Genomic DNA, 13565 nt, shown 5'->3' with positions numbered 1-13565 from the left:
TAAAATCCGAAATGCCCACATAGTATGAGCATTCCATCGTTATCGACGGAAGATTTCCAGTCGATGTGCTTTGATGGATTGACACCTCCAAGTTCTCGGTTATTCTTTTATAAAAGCCTATATAACATAATTGTGGAACAAATCAAAAATGGGGGTTCTGCCTTGCGGATCAAATTAGCACTCCTTCTGGCTTCTGCCATGATCTTCAGTCCCGGCGTTTCGCTGGCTCAGGACAAGGGTGGTGTCATCAATGTCGCGACCATTGGCGAGCCGCCGACGCTTGACCCGATGGTATCCACTGCCGATCTTGTGGGTATCGTCACGCAGCATATCTTCGAAACGCTCTATACGTTCGACAAGGAATGGAAGCCGACGCCATTGCTGGCAGAAAGCCTGCCTGAAATCAGCGCGGATGGAAAAACCTATACGATCAAGCTGCGTTCCGGCATCAAGTTCCATGACGGTAGCGACATGACGTCGGAAGACGTGGTTGCGTCGCTGGAGCGCTGGACGAAGCTCGCTTCGCGCGGAAAGCAGGCGTCGGCCTTTATCGATAATATCGCGGCGACCGATCCGGCCACAGTGACGATAACGCTCAAGCAGCCTTATGCGCCATTGACCTCTCTGCTTGCCTTCAACAACTCTGCGGCGATCATCATACCGTCAGAAAAACAGGCTGAGCCGATGAATGAATTTATCGGTACCGGTCCCTATATGCTCAAGGAGCGAAAGGCTGATCAGTATATTCAGCTCGTGCGTTTCGACGGATACAAGTCGCGCGACGGTGAGAGTGATGGTTACGGTGGCGCACGCCATCAATATCTAGACGAAATCCGCTTCGTGTCAGTCCCGGATGCTAACACCCGTGTCGAGGCAGCGGTTTCCGGACAGTATGATTATGTCGATTCCATTCCGGTTGAATCATTTGACAAGATCAAGTCTTCGACAGCTTCCCAGCCATTGCTTCTCAAGCCCTTCGGCTATCCTGTCTTTGTTTTCAACACCAAGGAAGGTGTGGCGTCGAAACTGCCGGTCCGAAAGGCCGTGACACATGCGTTGAGCATGGAAGACATGCTTGCAGCGGCATTTGGCAGCACGGAATTCTATGCATTGGACGGCGCTTTCTATCCGTCCAATTTCGTCTGGAATACAGAAGCTGGCGTCGAAGGGAACTACAATGTGGCCCAGCCGGAAGCTGCAGCGGAAGAATTGAAGGCCGCTGGCTACAACGGCGAGCCGCTGCGTATTCTGACCAGCCGCCAGTACGAGTTCCATTACAAGATGGCGCAGGTGGCTGCCGAATATCTGAAACTTGCCGGTTTTACAGTGGATTTGCAGGTTGTCGATTGGGCGACGCTGACACAGCGCCGCGCAGATCCCAAGCTCTGGGATATCTACATAACGCACAGCCCCTTCCTGCCCGAGCCTGCTTTGATGGGCTCTCTGTCGACCAGTTCGCCGGGTTGGTGGGACACGCCAGCGCGTAAAACTGTAGTCGATGCTTTCACGTCCGAATCCAATCCGGAAAAGCGCGTTGCGCTGTGGGCGGACGTTCAGAAGACCATCTATGACGAACTGCCCCTGATCAAGATCGGCGACTTCAATGCCGTTGCAGCGATGTCCACCAAGCTGGAGGGCGTCGAGCCAGCGCCGTGGCCTTACTTCTGGAATGCTTCGTTGAAGAAGTAACTTCCGGCAAGGCGAATGCCGTCCTTCCGGTCGGCATTCGCTGAATGGTTCAATCTGGAGAATCTGATCGCATGGTGCGCTACATCCTTCAGCGGTTTGTCGGTATGGCTGTCGTCATGTTTCTGGTCGTAACGATCGTATTCGTGATCGTTCGTGTGACGCCCGGCGATCCTGCCGCCGTCATGCTTGGGCCGGACGCATCGGCGCAGGACATTGCCGATCTGCGCGCTCGACTCGGACTCGATCAGTCGCTGGTCATCCAATACTTCTACTACATCGGTCAGCTACTGAAGGGCGATCTCGGCCAGTCGATCTTCCTCAACATGCCGGTTGGTGCAGCATTGCTCGACCGGGCTGAGCCGACCTTCTTTCTGACCGTTCTTTCGCTTCTGATTGCCTGCATCATTGCCCTGCCGGTTGGAGTTTATGCAGCTTATCGGCGCGGTTCCTTTGTCGATCAGGCGGCGACAACGGTTGCTATGCTTGCAGCGAGCATACCGAGCTTCTGGCTCGGTCTCATCCTCATGCAGTTTTTTGCTGTCCGGCTGAACCTGTTTCCGGTATCCGGCTATGGCGGGCCGGGTTCGAGCTTCATCGATCGAATGTACCATCTGATCCTGCCAGCCATCGCGCTGGGGCTGGTTTCCTCCGCTCTGATCCTGCGTTTCACGCGCGCCTCAATGCTTGATGTTCTTGGTGACGATTACATCCGCACGGCGCGCGCAAAGGGGTTGATCGAGCGGCGCGTGATCATGAAGCACGCATTGAAGAATGCGCTTATCCCTATCCTTACAGTCGTCGGTCTCACCGCAGCCGTTCTGATCTCCGGAGCCGTGGTGACAGAAACGGTGTTCGGCCTGCCGGGGGTTGGCAATCTTGTCGTGTCTGCGGTCCTTCGACGGGATTACCCGGTAATTCAGGGCGCGCTGCTCGTCATCGCGGGGCTCTATGTCCTGATCAATTTCATCATCGACATGCTCTATCTGTTCGTAGATCCGAGGGTTCGCTACTGATGGCCGATCTTGTTACGACCACGCAAAAAGCCCCTTCGGAACGCGCTTTGTTCATCCGTCGGCTGTTCAAACGCAAGACGGTGGCGGCAGGCATCATTGTGCTTGCCGTCTTCGCTATCCTCGCGCTGCTGGCACCCTGGATCGCGCCTTATTCACCGTCGAAGCTTTCTATCGTCAACCGGCTCAAGCCACCGAGCGAGATGTTCTGGTTCGGTACGGATGAGTTCGGGCGCGATGTCTTTTCTCGCACGATCTATGCCGGACGGCTGTCACTTATGGTGGGCGCGGCGGTCGTTGTCCTGTCGGCGATCATAGGGGTTACGCTCGGATTGCTTGCAGGCTTCTTTCAGCGTCTGGATACGCCGATCGCTCGCCTGATCGACGCGATGATGGCATTCCCCGACATTCTGCTGGCCATTGCGCTGGTCGCGGCGCTCGGCCCGTCGCTGGCGACGGTCATCGTTGCGCTGTCTGTTGTTTACGCACCGAGGCTGGCGCGCATTGTGCGCGCCTCAACGCTGGTGATCCGTGAGCTGCCCTATGTCGAAGCAGCCCAATCGCTTGGAATTTCGACATTCCACATCATGACGCGGCACGTGCTGAGAAATCTGATCTCACCCATCATCGTGCAGTGCACTTTCCTTTTTGCGAGCGCAATGCTCGCCGAAGCGGGGCTCTCTTTCCTTGGTCTCGGCGTAAGCCCCGAGATTCCAACCTGGGGAACCATGATTGCGGCAGGACGCCAATACATCGGTCAGGCCGACTGGATGACCTACTTCCCCGGCTTCGCCATCATTCTTTCTGTTCTCTCGCTCCAGATGGTGGGGGATGGACTACGCGACATGCTCGATCCAAGACTGCGAAGGGATTTGTAATATGATTTCCGGTGAACAGGCGAAGCCGCTTCTTATCACCAATGTCAAACCGGTAGCCTTCGGGGTGGAACACTCCGACGCGACGACCGATATTCTGGTCGGAAAAGACGGTAGTATCAGCGCCATCGGCAAGTCGTTGAACGCACCAGCCGATGTGGAGCGTGTCGATGGCAAAGGAGCATGGATTTCGCCGGGTTGGGTCGACCTGCATGTCCATATCTGGCATGGCGGTACGGATATTTCGATACGCCCTTCAGAGTGCGGCGCTGAACGAGGAGTGACAACGCTCGTCGATGCCGGTTCGGCGGGAGAGGCCAATTTCCATGGCTTCCGGGAATATATCATCGAGCCGTCCAAGGAACGGATCAAAGCCTTCCTCAATCTCGGTTCAATCGGCCTTGTTGCCTGCAACCGGGTTCCGGAACTGCGAGACATCAAGGACATTGATCTCGACCGTATTCTCGAATGCTACGCAGCCAACAGCGAGCATATTGTTGGGATCAAGGTCAGGGCCAGTCACGTCATAACCGGGTCATGGGGCGTTACGCCGGTCAAGCTTGGCAAGAAGATCGCCAAGATACTCAAAGTGCCTATGATGGTGCATGTGGGCGAACCGCCCGCGCTCTATGACGAAGTTCTGGAAATCCTTGGGCCAGGCGATGTGGTCACGCATTGCTTCAACGGAAAATCCGGCTCCAGCATCATGGAAGACGAAGACCTCTTCAATCTCGCGGAACGCTGCTCGGGCGAGGGCATCCGGCTGGATATCGGCCATGGTGGGGCATCCTTCTCGTTCAAGGTCGCCGAAGCGGCAATTGAACGCGGTCTCCTTCCATTTTCGATCTCGACGGACCTGCATGGCCATTCGATGAACTTCCCTGTTTGGGACCTGGCGACAACCATGTCCAAACTGCTGTCGGTCAACATGCCGTTTGAAAATGTCATCGAAGCCGTCACACATAATCCGGCGTCGGTGATTAAGCTCTCGATGGAAAACCGGCTGTCGGTTGGGCAACGTGCTGATTTCACGATCTTTGATCTGGTCGACGCCGACCTGGAAGCGACGGATTCCAATGGCGATGTGTCTCGCCTGAACAGGCTTTTTGAACCCCGCTACGCAGTCATCGGTGCCGAGGCCATCACGGCCAGCCGCTATATACCGCGGGCGCGCAAACTTGTTCGTCATAGCCATGGCTATTCGTGGCGCTGACACTGTCGGCGCAGCATTGAATTTGCGGGAACGTCCCGTGACGAAATGATGAGGAAAATTCGTGTCTCATTCTCCCCAAACGACCGAAGTACAGCATTCCCCCTACGACCGGCTGGCTTCACTTGGCATAACTTTGCCGCCACCGCCGCCGCCTATCGCGAATTTTGTCACGCATGTTCGGGAAGGCAATATCCTCTATCTTTCGGGGCAAGGACCGCGGGAAGAGAGCGGACATTTGCGCGCGGGTAAAGTCGGTGGCGACATCGGCGTGGATCAGGCTTATCAGGATGCCCGTCTGACGGGTATCAATCTGCTGGCCGTCATGCACGAGGCGCTTGGTGACCTTTCCCGTGTCAAGCGGGTCGTGAAGCTATTGGGTATGGTCAATGCCGTGCCAGATTTCGAACTGCACCCCAATGTCATCAATGGCTGCTCCGATCTTTTCATCGAAGTATTTGGCGCTGCCGGCCAACATGCGCGTTCAGCCGTCGGCTTCGGTTCATTGCCGGGCAATATCACGGTTGAAATCGAAGCGATCGTCGCCCTGAACGACTAGGACAGCGTCAATGATTGCGCCAGCCCATCAGCTTTTCGATCTTCGCTGCCGAAGCACGCACCTGACTGGTGTAGCGGCTTTCGTCGGAAAGCACCTTCTGTTCGGGAAGCACGATGGAAATGGTCGCAACGCATTGTCCATCGCGGTCGCAGATCGGGGAAGCAATACAGGCCACCGCATAGTCGGATTCCGCAATCTGGATCGAGAGCCGCTCATCGAAGGCTTTCGCTGCAGCCTCCGAGAGACTTGTGGCGTCGATTTCGGCCCGACCGGTTGGAGAAGTCCGGGCGCAGCGTTTGAAAAGCTCGATCCGTTCATTAGCAACCAAATGACCGACCAGAAGGCGACCCGACGCGGTCCAGTTCAAAGGCACTCTTGTGCCGACTCGCGAGGCAACCTGAAACGGGCTTGGTCCATCCGCCATGGCCAGAACAAGCATATGATCGCCATCCCGGCCGCAAAGCTGCACCGCTTCGTTTGCTTCGCGGCAGAGATCATGCATCTCGTGCGTAGCGACGCTCATGAAATCAAGCGATCGCGCATAGGCAAGACCGTAGTGATAGAGCCGCGCGCCGAGCCAGATTGCACCATCCGCGTTGCGGGCAAGCATGTTCTTTTCAACCAGATCGTCGATGGTCACATAGACCGTCGACAAAGGCGCCTTGATCGCTTTTGCAATCGCATAGGGACCAGCTGGCGCGCCGGTTTCATAAAGATAATCAATCACCTGCAGTGCGCGGTCTATGCCGCTCACGCGCGAGCGGCGTGTCGACTTGTTTTCAAGGTCGTCCGCAGGGGACGTTTCGGCGTGGACGGTGGGTGATGATGCGCTCACTCAAGTGCTCCATGTGAAACTCGAGAAGTTATTACATTATTATGGCATATCCGTCCATGCCTGTTACAGCGAAAGAAATGGGAGAAATGAAATGACCGATGATATTCGCCGCAAGATCGGGCTTCGACCGGTCATCAATGTTTCCGGTACGATGACATCACTTGGTGCATCCATCGTTGTGCCCGAGGCAGTAGAGGCGATGGCGGCCATCCTGCCACAATTCGTCGAGGTCAATGATCTGCAGCGTAAGGCGAGCGAAGTGATCGCACGATTGACAGGAGGTGAAGCTGGATTCGTCACCGCGTCCTGCTCATCAGGCATTACGCTTGCCGTTGCCGGAGCTATGACAGGCAACAACCTCCTAGCGATTGAACGATTGCCGGATATCGCGCCGGAAAAGAACGAAGTTCTGGTGCAGACCGGTCACGTGGTCAGCTACGGCGCGCCGGTCGATCAGGCAATCCGGCTTGCGGGAGGCAAAGTCGTCCTGATCGGACAGGCAACATCGACCCACCGTTATCACATGGAACATGCGATTACCGAAAAGACGGCTGCGGCGATTTATGTCGTATCGCATCATGTCGTGGACTACGGCCTTCTGCATCTCAGCGAGTTTGTCGAGATCGCGCATGCCAAGGGCGTGCCCGTGATCGTGGATGCTGCATCTGAATATGACCTGAAGCTGTTTCTGGAAAAGGGCGCAGATATCGCAATCTATTCGGGACACAAGTTTCTGGGCGGCCCGACCTCCGGCATCGTTGCAGGCAGGAAGGAACTTGTCCGTAATGCTTTCCTGCAGAATCTTGGCATCGGGCGAGGCATGAAAGTCGGCAAAGAGAGCATTTACGGCGTCATGGCAGCGCTGGAAGCGTGGGAAAAGCGTGACCATGCTGGAATTCGCGAGAGGGAAACCGGATATCTGGAACTGTGGAAGAAGACGCTGGATGGTCGCCCCGGTATCACGGCTCTGATCGAACCAGATCCGACCAACAACCCGCTCGACCGCCTGCGAGTAATTGTATCAGCTACTGATGCCCACATCACGGCCTGGGATTTGGTAACCGCTCTTGCGCGAGGGAACCCACCGATCATCACACGTGACCATGAGGTAGAGCACAACTATTTCTATCTCGATCCCTGTAATCTTCATCCCGGTCAGGAAACCGTTGTTGCGCAGCGTCTTGGTGAGGAGCTCGATAAAGCCCGGGCGTCTAATGAGATTATCGCCACTCCTTTTGAGGACCGAAGCAGACATCGTTTCGACGGTTTGCTGCGTTGGCCGGATTGATAATCGGAAGAGTCTGAGTAAAGCGGAGGAACATCATGACGTCTGAGAAAATAGCGACGGTTGGAAAACACGAACCTGTTCTATCCGTTCAAGGACTGACCACTTCTTTTCTGGTCGATGGTGTCTGGAAGCCTGTTGTCGATGACGTTTCCTTCGATGTCCACCCCGGAGAAACCGTGGCAATCGTCGGGGAATCCGGCTCGGGCAAGAGCGTAACCTCGCTGTCGATCATGCGGCTTCTGCAGAAGGATACGAGCCGCACCGAAGGCAGTATCAGGTTGGGAGATCTGGAGCTTCTGACGCTCCCGGAAGAGGAAATGCGCCGGATACGCGGCAATGAAATCTCCATGATCTTTCAAGAGCCGATGACCAGCCTCAACCCGCTCTTCACAATCGGAGACCAGATCTCGGAAGCATTGCTCTGCCATTCGCAAATGTCGAAGGCAGATGCGCGTGTTGAAACGATCCGCTTGCTTGAAAAGGTCCGTATCCCGTCGGCTGCTTCCCGCTTCGATGAATATCCGCATCGCTTTTCAGGCGGTATGCGTCAGCGTGTCATGATCGCGATGGCTCTGGCGTCGAGACCCAAACTGCTGATCGCCGACGAACCGACAACGGCATTGGATGTAACCATTCAGGGGCAGATACTCGATCTTATCAAGACATTGCAGGAAGAAGAGGGCACGTCCGTTCTTTTCATCACGCATGACATGGGCGTGGTGGCCGAAATATCGGATCGTACGGTCGTCATGTTTCGGGGAAAGCAGGTCGAGACAGGGCAGACTGCCGATATTTTCCGGCAGAGCCAGCATCCTTATACGCGAGCACTTTTGTCGGCGGTTCCTGTACTGGGTTCAATGCAGGGCTATCAACGTCCTCTGCGGTTTCCGATAGTAGACAATGCGACTGGCCTTTCGGAAACGCCAGTCGAGGTGGCGGATACGGTCGACAAGATCGATGTACCCGTGTTGGAAGTAAAAGGCCTTACAAAGCGCTTCGAGATTTATTCGGGCTTTATGTCTCGCCTGAGCGGGCGTGTTCATGCCGTGGAAAACGTGTCCTTCGATCTTCGCAAGGGCGAAACCCTTTCGCTGGTTGGCGAGAGTGGGTGTGGGAAATCGACGACCGGCCGTGCCATCATGCGGCTGAGCGAACCGGATTCCGGTGAAGTTCTGGTTGAAGGCCGAAACATTCTGTCCCTCGACAAACAGGCTATGCGCGAGATGCGACGGTCGGTTCAGATGATCTTTCAGGATCCCTATGCATCGTTGAACCCGCGCATGACAGTGGGTGCCGCGATCGCGGAACCCTACATTGAACACCGGCTGGGGAGTGTGCGGGACGCGAAGGATGTTGTTGCAGACATGCTGGAGAAAGTTGGCCTCACGCCTGATATGGCAAAGCGCTATCCGCATGAATTCTCTGGCGGGCAAAGGCAGCGTATCTGTATCGCCCGCGCGCTTGCCTTGAAACCTAAAGTCATCGTGGCAGATGAGAGTGTGTCGGCGCTCGACGTCTCGATCAAGGCGCAGGTCATCAATCTCATGCTCGATCTTCAACAAAGTCTCGATCTGGCGTTTCTGTTTATCTCACACGATATGGCCGTCGTTGAGCGTGTAAGCCATCGTGTGGCCGTCATGTATCTGGGCGAGATCGTAGAAATCGGACCGAGATCGGCGGTATTTGAGAACCCTCAACATGATTACACACGCAAGCTGATGGCGGCTGTTCCGGTTCCTGATCCTGACCGACGCCGGGTGAAGCTTTCAAGCGAAACGGGAGAACTCAAAAGCCCAATCCGTCCCGCGGATTTCGTTGTGCCTTTGCGCGAATATCGAGAGGTATCGCCGCAGCACTTCGTGGCGTTGTAGAGCATGCAATTCATTATGGTGCGCCGAGACGATCCAGTGCAGTGCGAAGCGGAGTTTCGGAAATGTGGATCAGTCCGGCATAGGGGCTCGCCATATCCGAAATCACGAAAATCGCGCCGGCAACGGACAATGAGCATACGATTATTATCAGTATGACAGTGCTGTTTAGCGGGGCCTGTAGGCCAAAAGTTGCGAATAAAAGCGCCAGCCATGAAATCAGCACGATGAGAAATGGGACAGGCAGCCCTTCATCTGTCGTTTCCACCAATTGCCAGTGACCTTCTGCAATCATGCCGCTGACTTCAAGCGCGCGTGTTTGGAGAGAGCCTTGCGCGGCGTCCTTCGGGTTCAAAGCGCGCAGACTGTCCTGAATATCCTCAATATCCTTGAACTCCGGCAAAGCTCCATTGGACAGCTCATCGGCTCGCTCAGCATTCCATGCCCGATCGAGACGTTTCTGGATTATTTGCTTGAGTACGGCACGTGGATGCTCCGTTTCAGGACCATAGCGGGCCATGATCCGGTCCAGGAGAACAATGCGGGCTGCCGATGTCTTCATCTCGGCTTGCGCATTGTCATAATCGGATTTTGCCGAAGCAATCAGAAGTCCGAGAGCGAGAGCGGAAAGTGTTCCGACAACAGCGGTGGCAAGGCGTATGACATCCTTGGACTCGGAGTTGAGATGATGCTCGGGCAAACGTGATCGAGCGAACATGCCAAGCATAGTCGCCAATATCAGGATGAAGAATACCAGTGCGCCAAGCAATAAGGAGTTCAACTTCGCCTTCCGCGACTTGCTCTCGAATGATCGCCCATTGAAGCTTAGTATATCATCTGTGAGTTGAGATGCAGCTTCACCAAAAGGGTGGTGTTTTAGGCTCGATATGGCCCGGTATGCGAAGAAAGTGCATTCAATAAATTACACCGCGATCAGATGAAAAAGGTCGGCACATATGGCCGACCCTTTGTTATCAAAACTGCTTTCAATCAGTTCTCTGTATGTTGCTGCTTGGCGAGGTCCTCGACGCTCATGTCCGGTTCGTTACGGGTTTTATACAGCGAATAAAGCACGCCGCTTGCGAGGATAGCCAGCGTTACGACAAGCGACAGCAGCGTGTTGATGTGAACGCCCAGCGGTACGAGGAAAATCTTGATGCCGATCAGCACGAGAATGATAGCAAGCGAAACCTGTAGATAGCGGAACCGGTTCATCGCCGCAGCCAGCGCGAAATAGAGCGCGCGCAAGCCCAGAACGGCAAAGATGTTCGAAGTGTAGACGATAAACGTGTCCTGAGTGACTGCGAAGACGGCGGGGACAGAGTCGACTGCAAAGATCAGATCGACAGTTTCCACCATGATGAGCGCGACCGCCAAAGGGGTCAACCAGGTGACCATCTTGCCGGTTTTAGGGTGTGGCTGTTTGACCGTGAAGTTGCGACCATGCAATTCGCGGGTGATATTGAACCGGCGACGAAGGAACTTGAAGACAGCGTTCTGCTCGATGTCGGGCGTCTCGTCCTGATGGCCGAACATCTTGAAGCCGGTGAAAACGAGAAACGCGCCAAAGAGGAACAGAATCCAGTTGAACTCGTGCACAAGGGCTGCACCAAGTCCGATCAGGATTGCCCGGAAGGCGATAACGCCGAGAATACCCCAGAACAAAACACGATGCTGGTAAAGACGAGGGATGCCAAGAAAGCCGAAGATCGTTGCGATAACAAACATGTTGTCCATCGCAAGACTCTGTTCGATCAGATAGCCGGTATAAAATTCCAGGCCGGATTCCGCTCCGCGCTGCCACCACACCCAGCCACCGAAGGCGAGTGCGATCAGAACATAAAAGCCATAAAGCAGGAGGCTTTCCTTGGCTTCGATCTCGTGTTCGTCACGATGGAGAATGCCGAGGTCGAAGACAAGCAAGCCGACGACGACGACGATAAACGCCGCCCAGAAATATACAGGTGTGCCAAGAAAATCGCCCGAAAGGGCTACAATAAGCGAATCCATCGCCGGACCATCTCCATTTGAACAAGTGGAGCAGCCCCGACATCGCCATAGCGGTAGCCATGACCAGAGGGGCCCGGCGCTGCATTTCTTCAAATGTGTATGGTTTTGCCAAGTTCAAGAGTGGAACCTGAATTTTTTGTAATGTTCGATCCGGTACGTGTCCCGTTCTGAGAACTTTCAATGCGAGTTACGATATCTAAGCCAAGTACTGGAAGCTGATTGCCGCTAAACGCGACACGAAAAAAGCCAGGAAGTGTCCCAACTTGCTGTCTATCACATTGATTTTATTGAAGAAAGTATTGGCTGGGGAACCTGGATTCGAACCAAGACTAGCGGAGTCAGAGTCCGCTGTTCTACCCTTAAACTATTCCCCAGCAGGAATATGCAAATGCCTTCGATCTGGAGGCCTGCAAGCGCGGTAAAGCATCAGCTCATCCGCGACGGCTTCCATCTAGCGAACTCAAACACCGAACGCAATACTTTTCTTCGAAAAAAATCAAAGCGATTTAAGTTATCCAGCAATTGCTGATTTCATGCGATAGGGTCGCTGCAAATTGATGCGCTGAGGAATGGTTTCTGGAAGCCGGCGCATAAAAAAAGCCCGGCCAGCGGAGGAGCGGCCGGGCAAGAGGCAGGCTGACCGGGAGGGGACCCGGTATGTGAAGGTGGCACCTGCCAGATGATTTGTCTGCGGGCTTAAAAAGGCTGCGCCTTACTTACCCGAAGAGATGTTGGTTCAGCAGATCAGGCGTGTAGCCTTGATCTGCAACCGAGCGTCTGCCAGCTCACTCAGAACCCGCGTAGGGTCTTCCGTGCCGCGATAATGAGCTGCCGTGTAAATATCCTCACGGCGAAGTCCGATATCGCGCAGCATGTGGTCGTCAAAGCTGCTCAGGTTCAGCACTTGCCGTCGACCATTGGAAAACGTCCAGCGACGCATGATCGACGTAAATACGGTCTTTACCATCTGCACGAACGTGGAGGTTTGTCCGCTTATTGCAGGTAAATGCGTTGTCGTTATCTTGCTTGTCGCTGTCATGTCCGCTCTCCTTTGATCTGGCGGGGCTAAGTGATCCTTATCGTCAGGGTCATTCGCTTTCGCGGCTCCTTTTCCTTTACGATGGCGGCTTTATCCAACAATCGAATTGATTGTTCCAACGAATGTTTTTAATGTAATTCTTCAATAATAATGATGGATGACGCCGATGAGCACGCCTCTGGATCTCGATCAGTTGCAGACCTTCATAGCGATAGCGGATGCGGGCAGTTTTACGCGGGCAGCCGATGCTGTTTTCAAGACGCAATCCGCTGTTTCCATGCAGATGCGCCGGCTGGAAGAGCGTATTGGTAAACCGTTATTTGAACGTGATGGACGGATCAATCGTCTTACTGAAGAGGGCGAGCGGCTTCTGCTTTATGCACGCCGCATGATGCAGCTCAATGGTGAAACCATCGCTGCGTTTGATGACACTCAACTGGAAGGCCACGTGCGTATCGGTACGCCGGACGATTATGCCGATCGGTTTTTGCCGGAAATCATGGCGCGTTTTGCGCGATCAAACCCGCGCGTCGAATTGTCGGTTGTGTGCGAACCGACCGTCAATCTGGACGAGATGATCCGCCGCGGAACACTGGATATTGCTCTTGTCACCCAGTGCGATGACAAACGTCGCTCGGAAGTTGTTCGAACGGAGCCATTGCTTTGGGTGACTTCTGCCAATCATGCTGTGCATGAAGAGGCTGTCCTGCCGCTTGCTGTCGGGCGCCCGACCTGTATCTGGCGACATGCAGCCATCGATGTGCTGGAAGCGGCCAGACGAGATTATCGCATCATCATCACAAGCTGGTCAGCGACCGTTCTGGCGGCGGCGGTTCTCTCCGGCCTTGCGGTCTCAGTTCTTCCGGAATGTGCACTGCGTCCCGGTATGCGGGTCCTTGGTGAAGCAGACGGGTTTGGAATGCTGCCGGAGTTCGGTATTGGCATCATGCGCGGCCATACAAAACAGAATGCCGTCGTCGACGCACTTGCGCAGCATATTATTGAAAGTCTAGACAATATATCGTCACCGCAGCCCGGCGCGATGGCTTCGGCGGAAATTTCACCGTTTCCGGCAGTTCGTACGAGGAGGGTGCGAGCCAACGAATTGCTGCCAGGCTGGTGACGACACCGTAAATAGCCGCATGGCTTCTTGACCAGCCATGTCACCTGGTTGCCTATGAT

General features: G+C 54.6%; 12 protein-coding genes and 1 tRNA gene. 8 read left to right on the top strand and 5 right to left on the bottom strand.

Annotated features, from left to right (window positions below; genetic code table 11):
- Positions 1-198: 198 nt before the first annotated feature.
- From ABDF71_RS17600 to ABDF71_RS17580, 5 genes are all read left to right on the top strand, one after another.
- Positions 199-1689: an ABC transporter substrate-binding protein gene (locus ABDF71_RS17600; protein ID WP_373418748.1), complete on the top strand. Its 1491-nt coding sequence runs from the start codon at positions 199-201 to the stop codon at positions 1687-1689.
- A gap of 71 nt (positions 1690-1760) precedes the next feature.
- Complete coding sequence (locus ABDF71_RS17595; RefSeq protein ID WP_010660949.1) at positions 1761-2702, top strand: ABC transporter permease; 942 nt, start codon at positions 1761-1763, stop codon at positions 2700-2702.
- Complete coding sequence (locus ABDF71_RS17590) at positions 2702-3577, top strand: ABC transporter permease (protein WP_010660950.1); 876 nt, start codon at positions 2702-2704, stop codon at positions 3575-3577. The genes ABDF71_RS17595 and ABDF71_RS17590 overlap by 1 nt, the downstream gene beginning before the upstream one ends.
- 1 nt (position 3578) lies before the next feature.
- The gene (locus tag ABDF71_RS17585; RefSeq protein ID WP_011982716.1) at positions 3579-4787 is read left to right on the top strand and encodes an amidohydrolase/deacetylase family metallohydrolase; all 1209 of its coding nucleotides are present in this window, start codon (positions 3579-3581) and stop codon (positions 4785-4787) included.
- A gap of 61 nt (positions 4788-4848) precedes the next feature.
- A complete protein-coding gene (locus ABDF71_RS17580; protein ID WP_036577528.1) occupies positions 4849-5343 on the top strand; it encodes a RidA family protein in 495 nt (164 codons plus the stop codon).
- A 7-nt stretch (positions 5344-5350) separates the two neighbouring features.
- Here the strand turns inward: ABDF71_RS17580 and ABDF71_RS17575 are convergent, their stop codons facing one another.
- Entirely contained in the window at positions 5351-6178 is an 828-nt protein-coding gene (locus tag ABDF71_RS17575; protein WP_258124470.1) for an IclR family transcriptional regulator, read from the bottom strand.
- A 91-nt stretch (positions 6179-6269) separates the two neighbouring features.
- Here ABDF71_RS17575 and ABDF71_RS17570 point away from each other — a divergent pair, with 91 nt between their 5' ends.
- Positions 6270-7466, top strand: a complete 1197-nt coding sequence (locus tag ABDF71_RS17570; protein ID WP_258124469.1) for an aminotransferase class V-fold PLP-dependent enzyme — start codon at positions 6270-6272, stop codon at positions 7464-7466.
- Between the two features lie 35 nt (positions 7467-7501).
- Entirely contained in the window at positions 7502-9337 is a 1836-nt protein-coding gene (locus ABDF71_RS17565; RefSeq protein ID WP_258124468.1) for an ABC transporter ATP-binding protein, read from the top strand.
- A gap of 13 nt (positions 9338-9350) precedes the next feature.
- Here ABDF71_RS17565 and ABDF71_RS17560 read toward each other — a convergent pair whose 3' ends face one another.
- From ABDF71_RS17560 to ABDF71_RS17545, 4 genes are all read right to left on the bottom strand, one after another.
- The gene (locus ABDF71_RS17560; protein WP_029376213.1) at positions 9351-10115 is read right to left on the bottom strand and encodes a bestrophin-like domain; all 765 of its coding nucleotides are present in this window, start codon (positions 10113-10115) and stop codon (positions 9351-9353) included.
- 209 nt (positions 10116-10324) lie between these two features.
- Positions 10325-11344, bottom strand: a complete 1020-nt coding sequence (locus tag ABDF71_RS17555) for a TerC family protein (RefSeq protein WP_010660957.1) — start codon at positions 11342-11344, stop codon at positions 10325-10327.
- Positions 11345-11644: 300 nt separating this feature from the next.
- Positions 11645-11718: transfer RNA gene (locus ABDF71_RS17550), tRNA-Gln, on the bottom strand.
- A gap of 362 nt (positions 11719-12080) precedes the next feature.
- Positions 12081-12383 carry a DUF1127 domain-containing protein gene (locus ABDF71_RS17545; RefSeq protein ID WP_010660959.1) on the bottom strand — a complete coding sequence of 101 codons (303 nt, stop codon included), beginning with the start codon at positions 12381-12383 and terminating at the stop codon, positions 12081-12083.
- A 166-nt stretch (positions 12384-12549) separates the two neighbouring features.
- Between ABDF71_RS17545 and ABDF71_RS17540 the strand changes: the two genes are divergently transcribed.
- Positions 12550-13506: a LysR substrate-binding domain-containing protein gene (locus tag ABDF71_RS17540; protein WP_036578458.1), complete on the top strand. Its 957-nt coding sequence runs from the start codon at positions 12550-12552 to the stop codon at positions 13504-13506.
- Positions 13507-13565 lie beyond the last annotated feature (59 nt).

The organism is Ochrobactrum sp. WV_118_8, assembly GCF_039631535.1.
Classification (GTDB): Bacteria; Pseudomonadota; Alphaproteobacteria; order Rhizobiales; family Rhizobiaceae; genus Brucella; species Brucella anthropi.
The sequence above is the reverse complement of the archived record's forward strand: the minus strand, read 5'-3'. Positions and strand labels throughout refer to the sequence as shown.